This is a genomic window from Serratia proteamaculans, assembly GCF_004684015.1.
Lineage (GTDB): Bacteria > Pseudomonadota > Gammaproteobacteria > Enterobacterales > Enterobacteriaceae > Serratia > Serratia proteamaculans_F.
The window spans coordinates 30521-44923 of record NZ_SRIA01000021.1; the positions used below are offsets into that span (position 1 = coordinate 30521).

Below are 14403 nucleotides of genomic sequence, written 5' to 3' on the forward strand. Positions count from 1 at the left end.
ATAGTTTAATTAGATTGTTTTAATAACATTCACTGAAACGCCATCGGCAATTTCGCCGAATGACAAAACGTCTAGGTCACGGAAACGAGCTTCAACCAATTTTTTGACAAAACGGCGCACATCGATCGATGTCAACAGTACGATGTCCTTGTTTGTCGTACCCAAACCGCCAAGCCCGAGAGCGAAAAGATCCATCAACTCGTCAGAGACGGCAGGTTCAAGGTTAAGAAAAGCACCACTTGACGTTTGCCGTATCCCTTTGCGCACAAGGTCTTCGACTTCGGCAGAAATCAGCACCGCACGCAGTTCACCTGCATTGGCAAATTTGTGACAGATATAGCGAGCCATTGCTGTTCGTACATGTTCGACCAGGCTAATCACGTCTTTTTCTCGTGGTGCCCACAGTGCCAAGGACTCCATCAGTAATTTCATGTTGCGCACCGAAATACGTTCGGATAGCAAGCGTTGTATTACTTCGGCAATACGTTGAACCGTGGCATGTCGTAGCACCTCTTTAAGAAGGTCTGGGTACTTCGTCTCCAGTTGATCCAACATGTGTTTGGTTTCCTGGACGCCAAAGTACTCATTGACGTTGCGTGCCAGTAGCGCGGTCATACAGTGGTAAAGCTCATCCATCGCCGGACGTAATTGATGCCCCAGCTTCGCAAGCTTGTCTGCATCGGCAGACTGGACCCAGGCACATTGACCAGAACCCTGCTCAGAAAATACCGGCTCTATACCAAAAGCAATGATCTCTTCGGAATAATTGATCACGCGCATCAGATCGAAATGCAGTTCGAATTGCTCGGCACGAACCTCATTAATGAGAAAAACGACATTGTTATCAGCAAGCTCTTCGTTATCGTGCAATACCATGTTGGGTAAACGCACGCCGTAGTCGATAAAAAATTGACTACGTAATCGTTCAATCAACTTTATCTTTTCGAGTGAGGCTCGTCGTGATTTAGGCACCAGTAAAATCAGAGGCAGCGTTTCCGGAGTGACTTTATCCAGATCGCTAATCAGCCCCAGTGAACACTCTTTACTCCCCTCCTCTTGCAGCAAATTGCTCGTTTTATTACTCGTCCCCTCCGCCGTTGCACTACCCGCTTTTGCACCTTTAGCAGCCCGATGCTTGACATAAAACAGTGCACCTAACGCCGCAGATAAGATCAGAAATACGGGCAATGGAAATCCTGGCAGCAGACCGACAGACAAGGCCAGCACGGCGGTCACGACTAAGACAAATGGGTTGCCCAGTAGCTGTTGCATAATGCTGCGGCCCATATTGTCGCCATCCCCATTAACCCGGGTGACAATAAAGCCGGCGCTGATGGCGATCAGCAATGCGGGAATTTGCGCGACCAGGCCATCGCCGATGGTGAGCATGGTGTAGGTACTGAGTGCAGTCGACAGGTCCATGCCATGCTGCGACATACCAACGGCTATGCCACCTATGAAGTTAACGAAAATAACGATGATGCCGGCAATTGCGTCACCTTTAATAAATTTCATTGCCCCATCGAACGAGCCGTAGAGTTGACTCTCGCGTTCTAAAATACTTCGGCGCTCACGAGCGTTATCGGCGTCAATAATGCCGGCTTTGAGATCGGCATCAATACTCATCTGTTTGCCAGGCATACCATCAAGAGAAAAGCGTGCCGCGACCTCAGCAACACGTTCTGAACCTTTGGTAATAACAATAAACTGAACCACAGTGACGATGGCAAACACAACAAATCCCACCGCCAGACTGTCGCCAATAACAAACTGACCAAAAGTCTCGATAATTTCACCAGCATCTGCGTCGATTAAAATAAGACGACTGGTACTGATCGACAAAGCAAGACGAAACAACGTGGTAATTAATAGTACCGCGGGGAATGTAGAAAAACTGAGAATACGATCAATATAAAAAGACCCCAGAAACACCAACATCGCCAGCACAATGTTGACGGCAATCAAAAAATCCACCAAATAGGTAGGCAAAGGAATGATCAGCATCGTGATGATCATTACCATTAACAACAGAATTAAAAGTTCCGGGCGAGAGCGAACATTATTAAGCAGTGAATTTAACACTATTATTCATCCAGATAAATTCGGTCAAAGGAGGCATTCTCAGCTTCCCGGCGTAATTCGACCTGTTCGTGTTGATAAGCAATCGTTGCCATATGACGCAACGTTTCTAACACGACGTCTCGTCCACTTTCGTCCAAAAACAGGGCCGTGGGTAACGCTTTACAAGCTAGATAGAGCACATGCAGTAACGATGAATGTTCATAGTGGCGACGGAACAACGCACTGCCTCCCACAGTTTCGGCCAATAACGCATCCAGCTCATCAGGCTGCTGTAGTAGCGACAGCATAAGCAGTAACCAAACTTCCTCATGGGGATTGAAGGTTTGTACTACCGTGTTTGCCAGCAGCCGGTTTACAAACAGCGCATCCGCTGAACGCAGCAACTTGAGTTGGCCAAGCCGAGCAAGTAAATAGCCAAACTCCAGGCTAGAACAGCTCGCATCCAGCGAGTTGCAATCCGTGACCAGCGCATTTTCAATAAAATCCAGTACCAGAACACGACGTTGAAAACCGTAACTGCCTATCCAGTCGGCATAGATATCAATCTCTGATGCTTCACTCTGCAAAAACTGACGATAGCTCGCCCGTAATAAACCAGGGCGCAGCGCCAGTGCCTTGCCAAACAAGCGGGCCTTGAGAGCACAATTGATGCCTGCCTTAAGCGTTTTAGGATCCGCTTGCTCCTCTACCTGTTGCATCAACTCTTGCAGGCGCTTAGCAACCACCTCCGGCAACTTCTTACGCCGCAACAACTCACGCAATACCAAAATCAGATCGCTGTCATCAGGGAATAGTTTACGCGCTTGATTCAATAATTCCGCCAGACTGATTTTCTGCAACCTGGCAACTTGCAGGATCTGCTTAGCCTTCGGTGAAACTTCTTCGTCCAGCACGCGTTCAAAACTGTCGGCAAGCTGGGCACTCTTTTTTTCGAGATCGCGACGATTCCTGAATTGTGCCAACACAGACGCAAAGTCATCAGACTTGTTAGCGAACTCCAGTTGTTGATTCGGACGGAAATCAGTCTCTTCTGCCTGCACCTCAGGCTGACTTGTATTCCTTTGACCTTCGGCACGCCGCGTATCCTCTTTAGCCAATTGCTTCGGCGAGAGCACACCCAACGGCTTTGGACGATAACTAATTTCCATGGTTAAACTCGCGCACGTCACGATCTAAATAACTGCGAACCCATTTCTGTAATGGTGCACTGTCTAGATCAATTCCCCCCTTTTTTGCCAGGCTTGACGTGAAATCGATAGCATCCTGAGCCAGCGGCTCGGTAATCTCACGAGGCTGGATCAAGAACACGCGCACCATATTGCTCTTGTTCTGGCTGCTATAGCGGAATAATCCCCCGATTATAGGTATATTCCCGAGAAGCGGGATCTTCGTCGTGTCCTCGGAACTCACATCACGGGTATATCCGCCAATCAGCAGACTCTTGTTCTGCGGTACACGCGCAACCGTACTGATATGAGTACGCCCAACTTCAGGCAATGCCCCTGACGATTCCGTTCCAGATTTCGCAGCCTTGTCCTCACGACCGTCTTCAATGTTCAGCGACATCTCTATTTGACCATCTGCTGAAAAACGCGGTAGCACGCTCACCATGGTGCCGTAGGTAACATGCTCTAAGCTGGCGTTACGTTCACCGATCAATTTTGCGTAAAACGTGCGGTTATTGTCGAAAATTGCCGGCACGTTTTCCTGTGTCAGCAGCACGGGACGCGATACCACAGTGGCCTGACGTTTCTGCTCCAATGCTTTGATATGCGCAATGAAGCTATTGCCATCCAGCATACTGATGGCCCCCCCAACCTGATTCAGTGTTGTACCGAGTGAAGCGCCAAAAGTGGCGCTTCCGCTCCAGCTTACCCCTAGCTGTCCCAGGTCCTCTTTGTTTAAGTCAATGATCCACAAAGAGAGTTCGACATGACGTTTTGCGATATCCAGTGCAGTAGCAAGTTGTTCAATGAAGCGAACCTGCTCAGCCGTTCCTTTGATCAACAGACTGTTGGTATCCGGGTAAGCTATAACCTTGATATCCCCGGCCGGGGCCTGTTGCTGCAATGCATTCGCTAAATCCATCGTTGGAGTATATTTAGGTGCAATACCCCCGGTATTACTGGAAAAATCAGGCATCGAAGGGATCTCTTCACTGGCAACAGGAAGGCGAGACGATATACTTTCCGGCATCGGTTGCACAGGCTTAGTCTCATTCTGTAATAGCTTTTCAATGACTGTTGCCACGCCAGGAATGATAATTTTCTGCTCCCGCAACGCATAAACACGGTCATTAACAAAAGTATTATTGAGGCGTAAAACACCTATTTTTTGTCGGCCCAGTTCGATGCCGTTTTTTGGCTTATCGATTAAGTTAGCCGTGTTCACGACAAGATCGACAAATACAGGTGGGCCAGAGATATAAAACGTACCATGACCGGTATCACCACGTAATGGATAGCGTTTATCATACAGGCCAGAGCGCTGCAGAAACTCATTAAATTCCTTAAGCGACATCGTGCGCAGCGATATCACCGCATTTCGGGTTTCGCTGGCGTCATAAACGTAAATCGCCTGACCGTCGTGATACCAAATAAGCCCTAATTGCTGAGAAATATGTTCCAATAATTCCTGCGGATTAGAGAAGTCAAAATCACCACTGATCTGTTTACGGGTGACCTGTTTGCTAATAATAATGGGTTTCTGTAATTGAGCAGACATGGCAACAAAGAAACTACTCAGGCTCTCATTTTTAGCAACGTAGCCGTTCCCAGTTTTAATAATGGGCTCTGCCGCCCAGGCAGGAAAACCAGCCAATAGCATAGTCTGCGTTAGCAGCCATGCGCATAAAATATTCCTTTTCATTTAGTTTTTAGCCATTCGAATAGTGTTTATTAATCCTCTCGGCGATACACCGAGCAGTTCTTTAATTTCATAAGAAAAATGAGATGATGAAGCATAACCATGTTTAATCGCGACCTGAGTCAAATTCTCCTGGCCTTCGATGGCATCCAGTAATGAACGAGCCATCCGCCAGTCACGTAATTTAGCTTTCCCCCCCCCTCCCAAGGCATTACAACACAAGCGCCTGAAATGAGAGTATGAAACGCCATATTGCAGACCTAATTCTTGTAGAGTGCGGGAGGCACTTGTCTCGGCCAGCAAAAAACGAACCAGCCAGTAACTTTCACGCTGGCGTAAGAAGTTAAAGAAATTTTTAAAATTTGATGAGGGGTTAAGCATTTCCTGCAAAAACCAGTATTCGCAACGCTTTCGACTCTCCAGCACGGTTTTATCCAACAACGACAGCGGCATCCAGGGAGATGCATTAGCGTCAAAAGTCTCCAGTTCTCTGGCTTCATCGAGGAAGCCCAATAATTGACTTAGCACTTCCAGACGCAATGCGCAAAAAGAAAGCTCACCTTTTATTACCTCAACATCGACACGGTCCAGGAGTAGCAAGCAGCAACCCGAGGCTTCCCAAGAGGCATTGCCGCCACGCCAGGATAAGTTCATATGAACTGAATGACCGTCACTTATATCCAAAAACCAGACTTCCTGAGTTTGTACTGTACGCTTACAGCTCTCACTCAAGATCTCCTCTTCCTTCAAAACAATGTGATCTGCCATTTGCTAACACCGTTCCATGTCCATAGATCATCATTTAATTCGCTATGGCTTCGCAGATCCTGATGCAAATCTAATCAAATGGTAAATACTTCATCCGGGATGAGAATTTGGATTAAAACTCGCTAGTTAAATGCGAGATAAATCCGCAAAAAAACACTAATTGAAACAGTTTGATGCACAGAGTTCTATTGCAGTTATTGTAAGTTGATAATTTTCGGATTTGAACGAAGGCTGGATAAATGCAGGTCGAACTGATCTTCGGTTGTGGGTGAATGCACGTGGACAAGTTCGGGTCATGGTTAGAAATATTGTATTAAGTCACTATATTAAACTTTGAATTAAAAATTTAGGTCGCAGCGATTTTTTATATCAAACAATCCAGAATTATGTGATTTTAACACTTCATGCTAATTGACACAGGAGAAGATACATTATGTTTATAATCACTCATTTAAAAGCTCACGTATTCCGCAACACGAAAGCAGCCATTAAATTAGTCGAAACAAACCCGTCCACACGAAACATTAAACTGCTACAAAAACTTTCCGGAGTGACAAATACATCTGTAACCCTCATAAAAAGACCTGGAGATGCAACTAAAACAAATAACATCAAGGCTGCTCAGGAAAATAAAGCCAACCCTGTCATTAAAAAACCGACATACGTATTAAACATTACTAAAAATCACTTGAGAAATAATAAAGAAACCTCACCAGAAAAACCTCATACATTTTTGAACTCACCCCGGAAACTCAAGGAACATAGCACGCATCCTACTTCATCAATAAATAAAACAATTAACAAGCTTCCAGCTTATAGTCAGCTAGATGTAACCGATGACGATTATATGAATGATATAGATGATGACGGACCTCTTCCAAAAAAACTGGAAGGCCAATATAAAGCACTTGATTATAGCCTTATCCTGGATGAAGTATCTAAGGGGCTTACTCCAGATAAAGAATATATCTTATATAGGGGTACCAGTAGCGCAGCTGTTGTTAACATGCTTAGCAATCAGTCTGCAGGCGATAAAGCAGACATCAATACACCATCACCACTTGAAAGCGAGAGAAAGAAACAAGTAAGCAAAGGCGGATTCATACCGGAGTTTAGTACTGATATTTCTACTTTTGATGGTTTCTCAAGAGGTCGCTATGGTGTTGTTGTCAAAATAAAACAACGCTATCTTGCTCCAGGAAGCCATAGTGAATCAGGTTTGGTGGTTAACAGGAGTGCCCCGATAAAAATTTTGGAGGTCTATGACAGGACATATGGCAAGCCAGAACTTTCACTTCCTAATGCTTCATAAACCAATTTGGCAAAGCACATCGCGGCCTTTAAAGGAAAAGCCATGTTAAGCACAATCTCTTTGCCAAACCTGAGCCAAACACCAGTGGCGTTGCCGACGACCACAACCAAGCAAAGGCTGGGGGTCTTGCAGAGGGCAAGCCCCGCACCGGCATACAAGCTGGCAAGGGGGGGGGCAGCCGACACGAACAGACTCGAAACTGTACGGGAATCAGCCCGTCAGGCGGGTCAATCCAGGTTATTGAGCGAGGGGGAACAGCGGGTTGTTGACATGGGTTTTATCACCAAGTCACACCTGATCGTAATCTCCGAAGCTGCCCGTAAGGGTAATTTCTCAGTCAGCTTTCGTGACACCGGGACGGATGCGCTGGAGTGGCTGGACAAGGGTGCGGCCACCAAACCCCACTCCATCTTGGAAAAAACACTGAAATCCAGCCGTGTGCAGCCGGGCATGCTACAAGCTGTCAAGGACAGCGGCTTGCAGGGTTTAGCGGCACACTGGGAGGGCGCAACACCTATTGGCGTGTTTGTCACCAGGGCGGCCGCAGCGCAATGGCAGCAGTCGACCATGCCGCAGGCACGATCGGATGGGAAGGGGAATTTCTATGCGCCGATTGACTTTGCCAACCCGCAAGATGCTAACCTTGCCGCTTTGAAGTCTCTGCCAAATTGGGAAAGGACAGTCGTAACCGGTGATTATGACTTGCACGATATGATTTCCTTTACCGGACAGCGCCATGCAGTAAGCGTTGAATCTTCCGAGGAGAATTTTATCCGCAAAGCCATCAATGAGGCAGTGGCTACGGTGCAACCGCACCGCTCGGAGGCAGGCAGCCATACCGAGCACAGAATGGTGCAGCATGGCCCGCAGGCGAATTACCCAGCTTTTGTAAGCACCCGTGAGCCGGATCTTCGTCAAAAACTCGCGCCAGCTGTCGCTTTACCGTCAGTGCTACCGGAAAAAGAATGCAGAGCCATGGTGGCCAAGGGAGAGACACCGCCCTCATTGGCCATTTGCAACCGCGGCGAATGGAGCATTGTCAGCAGCCAAGAGCAGCTGGCCGCCTTTTATGAAAAGCAAGGTGCCCGTATCAAGGTGACCTGGCAGCCAGGGGAGAAGTCAATTCATTTTGGCCAGATAGGGAAGCATGGCTTCGGTTTGACTCGTGGTAGAGCCTAGAAGCGACTAACACGACAGGAAAATTAATCAAATTCACAGAAAAAGCTTTCTTTGTGGGTCACGGCTAAACTCCAGCTTAAATGTCGCTATCTTCCTGTCGGTTTTAATGTGTAGTTGTAGTGGCATTGTTACAAACAGCGAGGGTGGTAAGCTATCACTCACTGTTTTAGCTGGAGGCGCAGCATATGGGGCTTGAGGAATAACGGAGCCTAAAACCCTGTTAATTTATTGGTTTTAACTAACAAAAAACATTCAGTTTAAATACCCATTCATGGCTAAAGGTCGATTTCTGAAAGAAAAATCACCCTTCAACATTTACAATGAAATTTTTAAATAGGAATATAATGAAAGCAACTGGCCACACCCAACCACAAAATATAATTTCGCTTATAAACTCAAGGAATGTCAAAGATGATGATTTAAACGACGTTATAAGGATTAAAGATGCTCTTTGTATTGAAAATAAAGAGAATATAGTTTACCCACAAAACCTGAGCAAAAAAAATTTAAAAAAAATGGCAGCGCATGTCAATAACACATACCTTCATTATTCTGGGAATTGTGTGTTATTATCAGCTTGCTTACATTACAACATCCATCACCGGCAGGATATCTTAAGTTCAAAAAATACAATGTCACCTACTATTGGATTCGAAACCACCATTGTTGATCGAGTGATTTTCGGTCAAGGAATTGAATTATCACATTGCTTTAACTCACTTGATGAAGTGAGAAATGAAATTTCAAGACGCTATGATATTAACAGGGAAAGCTCTTTTATAATTACAGCAACAAACTACACCATCCCGTTAATTGGTGAGTGCGGACATGATTTTAATGCTGTCATTATATGTGAAGAGGATAGGCCCTATGTGCAATTCATAGACTCATGGAAAACATCCAATACGCTTCCTACTTTTGAACAATTAAATACTCACTTTCCTTTACCAGCACAATTTTACATCAGGGCCTATCATGAAAATAATGAATAACTAAATAGAAACAATGAGTGCTTTGCGAAAAGGTCAGGCAGCCCATTGATATTATGGTCATTCTCACGGGGAAGTGCGTCTGAAACGTCTGGAGCTGAATTTGTGATTGGGTATTTTCCGCGCGTAGATTTATAAGGGCGTTGCATGTGAACTGCACCCCAAAAAGTTGGACGGTTTAAATTTATGTCGCACTCAAGGCCTGCGTTCTGTATTCCACGGGACTCAGGCCTTTTAGTTTCTGCTTGATATGACGATTATTGTAATAATCAATGTAGCTTACTATCTCTTGTGATAGTTGCTCCACATTATCAAAGTGTTGTAAGTAATACAGTTCCGCTTTCAGATGACCGAAGAAGTTTTCCATTACTGTATTGTCCAGACAGTTTCCCTTGCGGGACATGCTCTGTTCTATCCCATGACTCCGTAACTCATGCTGATAAGCTGCCATCTGGTATTGCCAGCACTGGACGCCCTTCTAAGAGTCAAGTCGTTATCGGGATGCTGTTGACCTGCCTGTTTTGATTTCGCAGTAATGTATAAACTTCACGACCGTAAACTCCCGTTGCACGCGGTTAAGCGCGATCAATGACGGTCGCCCCCTGGGGCCACAGGGGATCTTATAGCCATGCACGGCTTGTATCTTGTTTTGCTTCATTATTTTGGCAACACGGTTTTTGCTGCACACTTCACCGACTTCGCGCAGATCACCGTGGATCCTGCGGTAACCGTAAACTCCGCCGCTCAATGCGTAAGAGTCGCGGATTAATCCCAGCAGCCGATGGTTATCCTTTTCTCCTGCAGAAACAGGGTAATGAAGCCAGACATAAAATCCCGCACGGGCAACCTTGAGAACCCGACACATAGTTACGATCGACCAGGTATCCCGGTGATCGTTAATGAAGCGGTACTTCAGTCAGGCTCCCTTGCAAAGTACCGCTCTGCCTTTTTCAAAATATCCCTTTCCTCTTCAGCTCGTTTCAACTGGGCCTTCAGTTTAAGGATCTCCGTTCTGGCTTCGAGCAGATCGCTGACCTGGCGTTCGTTGTTATCGGGTTTGATACTGCGGAGTCACTTATACAGACTGTGCACGGAAACACCCAGCCTCTCAGCAACTTCGGCAACAGAGTAGCCGCGTTCAGTAATTTGACGCACGGCCTCCTGTTTAAACTCGGGGGTAAATCGTGGTGTGCCCATAAACTCCTCCTATGCTCAAACTATATGGCAGATTTGTCTACGGGTACGGGGGCACTCCAAAATGTCAGATGACTATCCAACATTTGGGGTGCAGTTCAATGCCGCGGCTTGGTTAAACGGGGCTAATATATTCGCCCCTGGGGAGATTTAATCCAGGGAAAAACCACAGATACTCTACCGGCAGCTCCTGTCCGCATACCTCACTGCCATAAGCCCGCACCAAAAAATCCCCGGCAAGGGCACGGAACAAATACTCCCAGCGACCGTCTTTGACAAGTGAATAGTTACGCAGAATTGCGGGCAGACTCCGTCGTATTTTACTTAAACCGACTCATTGGCGGCGGCGGTGGTAGAGGAATACCGTTTTCATCCATCTTAAGGATAACTGGTGCTCTATTAGCCCTCTCTGCTTCGTTAGCCTTTTTTTTCGTTTTCTCCGCTGCTTCTGCGTTGAGTGCAGCGGTCACTCTGGCCTCTTCTTTCGCTTCAGCAGCCTCCCGATCATACGCTGAACGGACATATGTTTCCTTCTGTTCGGCAAGCTCCTTCTGCCATGGTTTTAACTCCCCCTCGAATGGTTTTTCCCCCTCTATACCTGCAACATCAGCTCGCTTGGCCAGTTTGATTGCAAGTTCATCTAATAGATTAGCCATCAAGGGTTTATTTGTTGTTCCATCTGTTCCATCGGCTCCTCTTTTCCTCGGATCACAGACAGCTATTTTTTTAAATTCATTGATTGAGGCGAATAGTTTTTGCGACACATGAATCCCGGGAGGTGGAGGTGGCAATGGAATGCCGTTTGCATCCATCTTCAGGGTAACTGGTGCTCTATTAGCCCTCTCTGCTTCGTTAGCCTTTTTTTTCGCTTTCTCCGCTGCTTCTGCGTTGAGTGCAGCGGTCACTCTGGCCTCTTCTTTCGTTTCAGCAGCCTGCCGGTCATACACTGAACGGGCATATGTTTCCTTCTGCTCAACAAGTTCCTTCTGCCACGGTTTTAACTCCCCCCCTATTGTTTTTTTTTCTGCAATATCAGCATCACCAGCTCGCTTGGCCAGTTTGGTAGCCAGCTCATCTAATAAACCATTATTTTTTGAACAGTCCACATTTGCTTTTGATTTAAGTGACTGACTATTATTTTGTACTTGCGTTAGATTATTAAATAACTTTCTAAGGTTTTTTCCATTATTAGAATCAGAGTCTTTCGGTGTTACCGGAGATGAGGTTTTTACGACAGCTGCTCCAATTGGCCCTCTTAAAATAGTCATTATCACCTTCCTATAATCGTCATTTTTTGGTTTTCAATATGGTACACGTCCTAAATAACTGCGTTTAATACCGCTACACCCTAAGTTTGAGGCAGGTGGGAAGCATGCAGGTAGCCGACCGTTGAGCGTATGGACGCGTGATACGAGCCTCCATGGACGGATTCACCGCGCGTCGGGGTGCTGCATGCTCCTCACCTGCAGCACTATCAGGCGCAGCTATTTAGCGGGGTGATCTCTGTAAAAATTGAATGAGCCCCTGATAAACACTGTCTACTAGTCATGTTATCTAAGAATATAATAAAACGACTTTTTAATGGTTTTTTTACAAAAAGTTTCAACACACCCGTTTTAGCTCCACATATTTGTTGATATTTCCAGGGGAAGTTCATTCCGATCTTCAGTATGTCACTCGTTATGAAAAAAAGCGTTTACTGAAAGTTTGTTTTCTCTGGTTGATGTAAAATATGATGTTTTCAACCAACAGGGAAATAAAAAAATGGCTCCAATTAAAAACATTCTTACCACAACTCGTTCGCATTATGGCTCAGCGTCAAGCATAAACGCTCTACAAAATATTGCCAAAGGGGAGCACGGCCTGGGGCCGGTAAGACTATTCGCCCGGGCCATTGACCATAGCGGGCAAAGGGGTACATCACTCCCTGACTCAATAGAAAAACAGTCATTAGCACTTATGCTAACGCAACCAGAGCATCTACAGGCCTCTAAAGAAAACTTGAGGGACCTGTCATTCACTGTATTTGAAAATACAATCAATATGATCGGAAAACTGCCTTATTCTGCCAAAATCCTGGACCCGCTTAAGGATAAGTTATTAACGGAATTTAAAAACTTAGGCAGCAAATTAGGTGACGGCGGGATTGCTACAAAACTCGATATTAAACACTGTAAGGAATTTTCAAAACATCTAACAAATACCATCATCCATACCATTCGGGAAAACGTCGGCGCCAAAGCGTTCAAAAACAATAAAATTGAAACGCTTATTAAGAATGAATTACGAATTGGTTTTGCTGCTGAACTTGGTAAAAAAAAATCCCTTTGGGAACCTCTCCAAAAAAAAATCGAGCTACCATCGCAAGCTGGTAAATCCAACTCTTATGAAAGTACTATGCTACCAGCATCCCGCCTGGCAGCTTTGAGCGATAATTATAGACAAAATGGCTTATGCGGCGTCAGCAGCATGGCTACACAGGAGACAAGGCATGCCGTGAACCTATGGACAACCGAGTTCAAGGGTGCAGATGTTGAATTCCAGGGCGTTCGTCACGGTGTCAATATGCCGTTTGGCGAAAAGGACCCAACGAAACAAATCCAGGGTGCCGATCGGCGAACCTATGAGGTGATCACTGCGGCAGCCGATGTCAAGCATGAAGCGATACTGGAACATATTGCAACGTACGGTACAGAGAAGCCTTTCCCCTTAACAATCGTATCCAGTTCCTTGCTAACGCCAACCAAGGGCCTCAAATACAAAAAATATGAAATTGGTCAGCAAGAGGCCTGGCAAAGAGCCACACAAAAATCAAATAAAGGAGAGTATAAGATTAATGTGCCAGATAAAAATGGCCAGCTCCAGGAGGTTACGTTAAAACTTGACGTGCTGCCATTTAGCTTTGGTGTAAACGGTTTAGCAAAGCTGAAGTCTAGCGCACCTATAGCATTAAAGATTTTGAATAAGCTTCCAAAAGTTGACGTAAGTGGCTGGAAATGGGCCGATAAACATAATGCGCCCTTATTTACCCAACTACTAAATAAAGCAAAAGAAATAAAAGAGCAAGGTCAGGAAGGAAAATACGCACGGGTGCAGTCATATATCGCTCAAATTCAAAAAGTCATTGATCTCGGCATGCATCATAAGGACGAGGGTAACGCTTACGCACTACCTGTACTTGTGAGTTTGCTCAGTAACGAATTGGGAGCCGTCCCTGCCTGGAACTGCATGAGTGGTAAAGATAGAACGGGCTATCTTGATGTAAAAATCAAAGAAACGTTGGTGTTGCAACATCAACGTGGTAACAATGAAATTGTTGACCAATTTGCCAAAATGACAGATGAACGCTCCCAGGTATTAGAAAAAATTATATTTGAGTCAGGGAGCTTAGAGATTCAGAAAGCTTGTACTGGTGTGGCCGGTTACAAGGTCAATGAAGGAAGACATAAATTCATGGGTATAAAGAAAGACCTTTCTGTGCAATCAAACCGCAATAACTTGCTGCCACATGCAGCAGCATTACTCGAAGGTTTGTCTGGTGCAGTGAAAGCTTAAGGGGAAACCGTGACATTTGAAACGTTAATAACAGAGTTATTAGAACAGCTTGACGCTGATGACACACATATTTATCTTGAAAAAGACCATGAGTTAGTTATGGAGTTTCAAGATGGCCTGATTGTTACTATAAGCCATGAAATAAACGGCGATATGGAGATAATGGAAATCAATGCAGAACTGGGTGATATTCCCAAGGATACACAGTGTCTTATTGCATTGCTCATGGCCAACAAATATCAACCTGAAGATAATAAAGCAGTGTTCTCTATAAATGCAGCGAGTGAAAAGGTAAATTGCACCGTCACATTGAGCGTAGAGGATAGTCACGCATCTGCCGTATTGGAACAACTAAAGAGACTCATTAGCTATCAGGAATGGTTTTGTTCATTTGCAGTGATGTAATAGAGACACTCAGTAACGCCATATAAACACACAACCCAAAATATCTTTAACTTA

Annotated in this window: 10 protein-coding genes and 1 pseudogene; 5 read left to right on the top strand and 6 right to left on the bottom strand. The window is 45.3% G+C overall.

All coding sequences use genetic code 11. The annotated features are described in order from the left end of the window. Positions 1-9: 9 nt before the first annotated feature. The 4 genes from E5C26_RS20325 to invF are packed head-to-tail and all read right to left on the bottom strand — an operon-like array spanning position 10 to position 5715. Positions 10-2082, bottom strand: a complete 2073-nt coding sequence (locus tag E5C26_RS20325; protein WP_135317917.1) for an EscV/YscV/HrcV family type III secretion system export apparatus protein — start codon at positions 2080-2082, stop codon at positions 10-12. Positions 2083-2084: 2 nt separating this feature from the next. Then, positions 2085-3230: a type III secretion system gatekeeper subunit SctW gene (gene sctW, locus E5C26_RS20330; RefSeq protein WP_135317918.1), complete on the bottom strand. Its 1146-nt coding sequence runs from the start codon at positions 3228-3230 to the stop codon at positions 2085-2087. Beyond that, positions 3220-4950 carry a type III secretion system outer membrane ring subunit SctC gene (sctC, locus tag E5C26_RS20335; protein WP_135317919.1) on the bottom strand — a complete coding sequence of 577 codons (1731 nt, stop codon included), beginning with the start codon at positions 4948-4950 and terminating at the stop codon, positions 3220-3222. Before sctC ends, sctW begins: the two co-directional genes overlap by 11 nt. After that, the gene (gene invF / locus E5C26_RS20340) at positions 4951-5715 is read right to left on the bottom strand and encodes an AraC family transcriptional regulator InvF (protein ID WP_206194298.1); all 765 of its coding nucleotides are present in this window, start codon (positions 5713-5715) and stop codon (positions 4951-4953) included. It abuts the gene before it with no gap. A gap of 433 nt (positions 5716-6148) precedes the next feature. Between invF and E5C26_RS20345 the strand changes: the two genes are divergently transcribed. The 3 genes from E5C26_RS20345 (at position 6149) to E5C26_RS20355 (ending at position 9198) form a co-directional block, all read left to right on the top strand. After that, positions 6149-7027: a DUF4765 family protein gene (locus E5C26_RS20345; RefSeq protein ID WP_135317920.1), complete on the top strand. Its 879-nt coding sequence runs from the start codon at positions 6149-6151 to the stop codon at positions 7025-7027. A gap of 270 nt (positions 7028-7297) precedes the next feature. Then, positions 7298-8206, top strand: coding sequence for a hypothetical protein (locus tag E5C26_RS20350; protein WP_135317921.1), 909 nt, complete (start codon positions 7298-7300; stop codon positions 8204-8206). A gap of 344 nt (positions 8207-8550) precedes the next feature. Then, positions 8551-9198 (top strand): T3SS effector cysteine hydrolase SpvD family protein, encoded by a 648-nt coding sequence (locus E5C26_RS20355; RefSeq protein WP_135317922.1) that lies wholly within the window; start codon positions 8551-8553, stop codon positions 9196-9198. 181 nt (positions 9199-9379) lie between these two features. On the opposite strand, the pseudogene E5C26_RS20360 reads toward E5C26_RS20355, so the two are convergent. Both E5C26_RS20360 and E5C26_RS20365 read right to left on the bottom strand, forming a co-directional pair. Continuing rightward, positions 9380-10392 (bottom strand): annotated as a pseudogene (locus tag E5C26_RS20360) (IS3 family transposase). A gap of 317 nt (positions 10393-10709) precedes the next feature. Next, positions 10710-11657 carry a hypothetical protein gene (locus E5C26_RS20365; RefSeq protein ID WP_135317923.1) on the bottom strand — a complete coding sequence of 316 codons (948 nt, stop codon included), beginning with the start codon at positions 11655-11657 and terminating at the stop codon, positions 10710-10712. A gap of 496 nt (positions 11658-12153) precedes the next feature. On the opposite strand from E5C26_RS20365, the gene E5C26_RS20370 reads away from it, so the two are divergent. Together E5C26_RS20370 and E5C26_RS20375 are read left to right on the top strand one after the other, a co-directional pair. Then, positions 12154-13944: an inositol phosphate phosphatase SopB gene (locus E5C26_RS20370; RefSeq protein WP_135317924.1), complete on the top strand. Its 1791-nt coding sequence runs from the start codon at positions 12154-12156 to the stop codon at positions 13942-13944. Positions 13945-13953: 9 nt separating this feature from the next. Continuing rightward, positions 13954-14349, top strand: coding sequence for a hypothetical protein (locus E5C26_RS20375; protein ID WP_135317925.1), 396 nt, complete (start codon positions 13954-13956; stop codon positions 14347-14349). The last annotated feature ends 54 nt before the right edge of the window (positions 14350-14403 follow it).

Excerpts from the sequence above, each read along its gene's own strand:
- sctW (WP_135317918.1), bottom strand. The coding sequence starts at position 3,230 with ATGGAAATTAGTTATCGTCCAAAGCCGTTGGGTGTGCTCTCGCCGAAG.
- sctC (WP_135317919.1), bottom strand. The coding sequence starts at position 4,950 with ATGAAAAGGAATATTTTATGCGCATGGCTGCTAACGCAGACTATGCTA.
- invF (WP_206194298.1), bottom strand. The coding sequence starts at position 5,715 with ATGGCAGATCACATTGTTTTGAAGGAAGAGGAGATCTTGAGTGAGAGC.
- E5C26_RS20345 (WP_135317920.1), top strand. The coding sequence starts at position 6,149 with ATGTTTATAATCACTCATTTAAAAGCTCACGTATTCCGCAACACGAAA.
- E5C26_RS20350 (WP_135317921.1), top strand. The coding sequence starts at position 7,298 with ATGGGTTTTATCACCAAGTCACACCTGATCGTAATCTCCGAAGCTGCC.
- E5C26_RS20355 (WP_135317922.1), top strand. The coding sequence starts at position 8,551 with ATGAAAGCAACTGGCCACACCCAACCACAAAATATAATTTCGCTTATA.
- E5C26_RS20365 (WP_135317923.1), bottom strand. The coding sequence starts at position 11,657 with ATGACTATTTTAAGAGGGCCAATTGGAGCAGCTGTCGTAAAAACCTCA.
- E5C26_RS20370 (WP_135317924.1), top strand. The coding sequence starts at position 12,154 with ATGGCTCCAATTAAAAACATTCTTACCACAACTCGTTCGCATTATGGC.